This is a genomic window from Methylobacterium sp. WL18, assembly GCF_008040015.1.
GTDB classification, from domain to species: Bacteria; Pseudomonadota; Alphaproteobacteria; order Rhizobiales; family Beijerinckiaceae; genus Methylobacterium; species Methylobacterium mesophilicum.
On sequence record NZ_VRVD01000317.1, the window covers coordinates 1 to 5303 of the forward strand.

Annotated in this window: 6 protein-coding genes and 1 tRNA gene; 3 read left to right on the forward strand and 4 right to left on the reverse strand. The window is 71.0% G+C overall.

The features are described 5' to 3' along the window. Positions 1-368 (reverse strand): site-specific integrase (locus FV228_RS19365; protein WP_187277819.1); only part of this gene is annotated, 368 nt, incomplete at its 3' end. Between the two features lie 57 nt (positions 369-425). Continuing rightward, positions 426-1964 carry a PAS domain-containing protein gene (locus FV228_RS19370; RefSeq protein ID WP_187277820.1) on the reverse strand — a complete coding sequence of 513 codons (1539 nt, stop codon included), beginning with the start codon at positions 1962-1964 and terminating at the stop codon, positions 426-428. Between the two features lie 183 nt (positions 1965-2147). Here FV228_RS19370 and FV228_RS19375 point away from each other — a divergent pair, with 183 nt between their 5' ends. Then, on the forward strand, positions 2148-2468 hold the full coding sequence (locus FV228_RS19375) for a YnfA family protein (protein ID WP_147856113.1): 321 nt from the start codon (positions 2148-2150) through the stop codon (positions 2466-2468). A gap of 7 nt (positions 2469-2475) precedes the next feature. On the opposite strand, the gene FV228_RS19380 is transcribed toward FV228_RS19375, so the two are convergent. After that, the gene (locus FV228_RS19380; RefSeq protein ID WP_147856114.1) at positions 2476-3048 is read right to left on the reverse strand and encodes a peroxidase-related enzyme; all 573 of its coding nucleotides are present in this window, start codon (positions 3046-3048) and stop codon (positions 2476-2478) included. 153 nt (positions 3049-3201) lie between these two features. On the opposite strand from FV228_RS19380, the gene ruvC reads away from it, so the two are divergent. After that, positions 3202-3825, forward strand: a complete 624-nt coding sequence (ruvC, locus tag FV228_RS19385) for a crossover junction endodeoxyribonuclease RuvC (RefSeq protein WP_147856115.1) — start codon at positions 3202-3204, stop codon at positions 3823-3825. A 24-nt stretch (positions 3826-3849) separates the two neighbouring features. Here ruvC and FV228_RS19390 read toward each other — a convergent pair. Further along, a tRNA-Tyr gene (locus FV228_RS19390) sits at positions 3850-3933 on the reverse strand. Between the two features lie 466 nt (positions 3934-4399). Between FV228_RS19390 and FV228_RS19395 the strand changes: the two genes are divergently transcribed. Then, positions 4400-5303: DEAD/DEAH box helicase family protein (locus FV228_RS19395; protein ID WP_246693955.1), on the forward strand; the 904-nt coding region annotated here is incomplete at its 3' end.

The window sequence follows — 5303 nt, forward strand, 5'->3', positions numbered from 1 at the left end:
GGCGCGCGCACGCCGCCGAGCGCCGAGACGCTGCCGTAGCCCTCGCGCTCCAGGAAGCGCCCGAACGAGCGCAAGCCCGCCAGCATCCGCATCAACGAGCGGCCGGACACCTCCTCGGCCCGGCGGGCGGCCATGAAGGCGCGGATGTCGCGCACCTTCAGGGCCACCAGCATCGGGATGGTCGGGGTGCCGAGGCGCGAGGCCAGGTGGACCAGGAACTGGCGCAGGTCCCGGCTGTAGGCCTCCACCGTGTTGGGCGACATCCGCCGCTCCCGCGCCAGCCCGTCGACCCAGGCATGGACCGCCTCGCGCAGGTGCGCATCGCCCGGAAGCAGGATCAGGTCATCGGCCGTGTCGCGCGCGCTCATGGCCCCACTCGACCGGTTTTTCGTTGTCGGGGGCTTAACGTCGAGCAGGGTCGCCCCTCAGTTCAAAATCCCGTCCTTGCCCTGGAAACCGGCCAGCGGCGCGGTGAGGACGCAGAGCAGGCCGGTCTCCCGGTAATCCAGGGCGACGTCCCCGGCGACCGTGCCCGCGAAGGCGCGCTCGATCAGGCGGGTGCCGAACCCCTTGCGCGACGGCGCGGTCACCGGGGGCCCACCGGACTCGGCCCAGCTGAGGCGAAGGTGCGGATTGTCACCCCGGGTCTCGATCTGCCAGGTGACGCCGACAGCGCCGGCCGCCGCCGAGAGGGCCCCGAACTTCGCCGCGTTGGTCGCCAACTCATGGATCATCAGCGCCAGGGCGAGGGCCGCCTTGGGCCCGATGTCGAGGGGCGGCCCCTCGATCCGCAAGCGGCCGGCGCGGGCATTGTCGTGGAGCGCCAGGGCCCCGCGGATCACCGCCTCCATGCCGGCCCGCTCGGCATTGCCGGCGAGCAGGATGTCGTGCGCCTTGCCGAGCGCCAGCAGGCGCTGCAGCAGGGCGTCGCGGGCCGACGCGACGTCGGGGGCGTCCCGCAGGGTCTGCGAGGCGATCGCCTGGACCATCGCCAGGGTGTTCTTGAGCCGGTGGCTAAGTTCCTGGCTGAGCATCTCGCGATGCGCGTCGGCCTCGGCCTGCTGCGTCGCATCCAGCATCACGCCGGTCATCCGGGTGGCTCTGCCTTCCGAGCCCCGGACGATGATCGCCTGGTTGAGGACGGTGGCATAGCTCCCGTCGGCCCGCCGGAACCGGTATCCCTCGCTCCAGCGCAGGGGTGCGCCGTCGATGGCCGCCTGGACGCTGCGGCGGACGCGGTCGCGATCCTCGGGATGGATATGCGCGTACCACCAATCGTTGCTCGGCTCGATTTCCGTCGGCTGATATCCGTACAAAGCCGACAAGCCCTCATCCCAGTGGATCCGGCCCGTCTGCGGGTTCCAGTCCCAGATCAGGTCCGTGGTCGCCCGTGACGAGAGGCGGTAGCGCTCCTCCGAGACCGCCAGGGCGTCGCGGACCTGGCGCTCGGCGGCCAGCGCCCCCTCCCGCTCCCGGACTGCGCGGCGCAGTTCCAGCTGCGCCATAACCTGCCGCGCCAGCGCCCGCAGGGCGAAGGCCTGATCCGGCTTCAACCCGTCCGGCCGAGGCGCCGTGTCGATCACGCACAGGGTTCCGAGCGAGACGCCGTCATCGGTCCGCAGCACCGCCCCGGCATAGAACCGGATGAACGGCGCCTCCGTCACGAGGGTGTTCTCGCGGGTGCGCGGATCGGCGGTCAGGTCGGGGATCACCAGCAGCCCGTCCGCGGCGGTCAGCGCGTGGGCGCAGACCGACTGGCTCAAGGGCGTCTCGCAGGACGGGAAGCCGCATTGGGCCTTGAACCATTGCCGGTCGGCCGCGACGAGGCTGACGAGACCCACCGGCACCGCGCAGATCTGCGTCGCCAGCGTGACGATGTCGTCGAAGGCCGGCTCACGCGGCGTATCGAGGATGCCGTAGCTGTGGAGGACTTGGAGGCGGGCGGTCTCGATCGGGTCTGACATGGCCGGGGGCGGTGGATCGGGCGGGGGCCCGGGAAGCACGCGGAAGCGATCGGGATCGGTCTTAGCCGATCTTGGGCGCGGGAGCATCTTGCACTTCGGTTGAAAGTCTTCCGAGGATTCATGGTCGGCCAGTCGATCCATCCCGGCTCGCCCCAGTTTGATTCCCGTGCGAAGGCTCGTGCGATGACGCTCCTCGCCTATGCCGGCGCCGCCCTCGCGGAGATCGCCGGATGCTTCGCCTTTTGGGCCTGGCTCCGGCTCGGCCGCTCGGCCTGGTGGGCCCTGCCGGGGACCGCCTCCCTGGTGGCGTTCGCCGGCCTGCTGACCCTGGTGGACAGCCCGGCGGCGGGGCGCGCCTTCGCGGCCTATGGCGGAGTCTACGTGGCCGCCTCGGTGCTGTGGCTGTGGCTCGCGGAAGGGCAGCGGCCGGACCGCTGGGATATCGCCGGCGGCGCCGTGTGCCTGGCTGGCACGGCGATGATCCTGCTCGGCCGCCGCGGGTGAGGGCGCCTCACCGCCCCATCGTGTAGAACTCGTCGTTCGGCCGCAGCTCCGTCACGCTGGCCAGCCGGTTCGACAGGGCGAACAGGGCGGTGATCGCCGCGATGTCCCAGATGTCGTCCGGGCTGAAACCGTGGCCCGCCAGCACGGCGTGGTCCTCGGCCTCGACCGTGTGGGCCTCCTGCGCCACCTTCAGCGCGAAGGCCAGCATCGCGCGCTGGCGCGGGGTGATGTCGGCCTTGGCGTAGGCGACCGCGACCTGGTCGGCGAGCAGCGGGTTCTTGGACCGGACCCGCAGGATCGCCCCGTGGGCGATCACGCAGTAGAGGCAATTGTTGGCCGCGCTGGTGGCGACCACGATCATCTCGCGCTCGGCCTTGGTGAGGCCGCCGGGCTTGTCCATCAGCGCGTCGTGATAGGCCATGAAGGCGCGGAACTCGTCCGGGCGGTGAGCCAATGCCAGGAAGATGTTGGGCACGAAGCCCGCCTTCTCCTGCACCAGGGCGATGCGGGCGCGCAGATCCTCGGGCATCTCGGACAGCTTCGGCACCGGGAAGCGGCTGATCGGTGCTGACGCGCTCATGGTCGGGCTCCCTGAATCCCGGTCCCTTGGTGAAACCAGGCGTTCACGATACGTACGGCACGCTCGGGCCGATCGTCGAGGGCAGCCGGCCGGAAAGGACGCGGCCGCCTTTCGGAACACGACGATGGACGAGACAAAAAGCCCTGGAGCGTCATGAGCAGCATCATTCGCATCCTGGGGATCGACCCGGGGCTCCGCCGCACCGGCTGGGGCCTGATCACCGCGCAGGGCAGCAAGCTGACCTACGGCGATTGCGGGGTCGTCACTTCGGACGGCGACCTGCCGCTGGCGCTGCGCCTGCGCGAACTGTTCGAAGGGATCGGGCGCATCGTCGCGGCGCAGACACCCGATGAGGTCGCCGTGGAGGAGACCTTCGTCAACAAGGACGCCCAGGCGACGCTCAAGCTCGGCCATGCCCGGGCCATGGCACTGGTGGTGCCGGCGCTCGCCGGCCTCCCGGTGTTCGAGTACGCCGCCAACCTGATCAAGAAGACGGTGGCCGGCTCCGGCCACGCCGAGAAGGTGCAGATCCAGGCGATGGTCCGCTTCCTGCTCCCGAAGGCCGAATTCCGCGTCGCCGACGCCGCCGACGCGCTGGCTATCGCGATCACCCATGCCAGCCACCGCGACGCGCACGCCCTGCGCAAGACGCACCTGCCGGAGGGCAAGCGGCGCAATCTTACCGGTCAGGCGGCCGCCGGGCAGGGGCTGGCCGGAAAGGGGTTCTCGGCCGCGGCCGCCGCGCGCATCGAGGCGGCCCTGGCGAAGCAGGGCTGATCGGGCAGGCTTTTCGAAAAAGCTTGGTGGGGGAAGTAGGACTCGAACCTACGAAGCTTACGCAGCGGATTTACAGTCCGCCCCCTTTGCCGCTCGGGACATTCCCCCAAGGCGGGTTTCTCACCCGCGGCGCCCTTATGGTGAGGGGCTGGCCGGGTGTCAACGCTTGTCATGGCCGGATCCCGCCTCCCGGGGCGCGTTTACGACGCTTCTCCGGGGTTGAGGATTTCGGAGCCGCTGCGCGGCAGGTCCCGTGCTGGGTCCCGGATCAGGTTCCGCTCCGCTCCACCTGTCCGGGAAAGGGGCGGCGCGGGATGAAACGCCGCGCTCTTTCACGGGCGCATGCAGCGCCAGCGGAATGCGCCCCGGACCCAGCATGGGACGCGCCGCGCAGCGGCTCCTTCCAACCGAACCGGCGTACGCCACCTCATCACCCGGGACGAAAACGCGAACGTTCCGTGTCCCCAGGGATTCACAAAAGAATCCGGATCGGCCACGGTGCGCGGATGTCGCCCTGTTTCACCGGCCCTTGACCCGTCCCGCCCCGTCCCTGCGGTCGCACCAGCGTACGTTGATGGCCCTCGTGGCAGCCATGGCGAGCGGGCAGGCGGGGCATGTCCAGAAGATCCTGGCGGCGGTGACGCCCGGCGGCGGCAAGTCGCTGCTGCCCGTGATCGCGGCGCATACGCTGATCGCGGCGGGCCGAGTGGACCGCGTGGTCTGGGTGGTGCCGCGGGATTCCCTACGCCTCCAGGCCGAGGAGGCCTTCGCCGATCCGCTCTGGCGGGCGACGTTCGGGCATGCGCTCAGCGTCCGCGCGGCCGACAACGAGCGCGATCCCGCCCGGGGCCTCGCCGGCTACGTCACGACCTATCAGGCGGTGGCGGCCGCCCCGGCTTTGCACCTGGCGGAGGCACGGGCCCATCGCACACTGCTGGTGATCGACGAGGTCCACCATCTCCCGGTCCCGGGACGTCCCGGCGCGGATGACTCCTCCACCGAGGAGGCCGAGGCCGGAGCGTGGTCCCGGGCGATGCTGCCCGTGATGGAGGCGGCCGAGATCGGCCTGTTCCTGTCCGGCACCCTGGAGCGGGCGGACGGGCGGCGCATCCTCGGCCTGCCCTACCGGCCGTCCGCCCTCGGCCGCGGGCCTGAACTCGACCTCGAAGCGCCGGGGCTCGCGGTGATCGGCTACTCGCGGTCGCAGGCGCTGGCCGAGCGGGCGGTGCTCCCGGTCACCTTCGGGGCGATCGACGGCGAGGCGAGTTGGCTCGAAGGCGGCCGGATCGCGGGTGACAGCCCCCGGGTCGGGCCGCACCGGCTGGGTGCCGGCTCGGTGCGGGTCACCACCCGGCCGGCCCTGTTCACGGCCCTGCGCACCGGCTTCGCCCGGGATCTCCTGAGCGAATCCTTCTTCGCGACCAAGCGCCTGCGCGCCCGGCGCCGGCTCGAACGCGACCTGCCGGCCGGCGAAATGG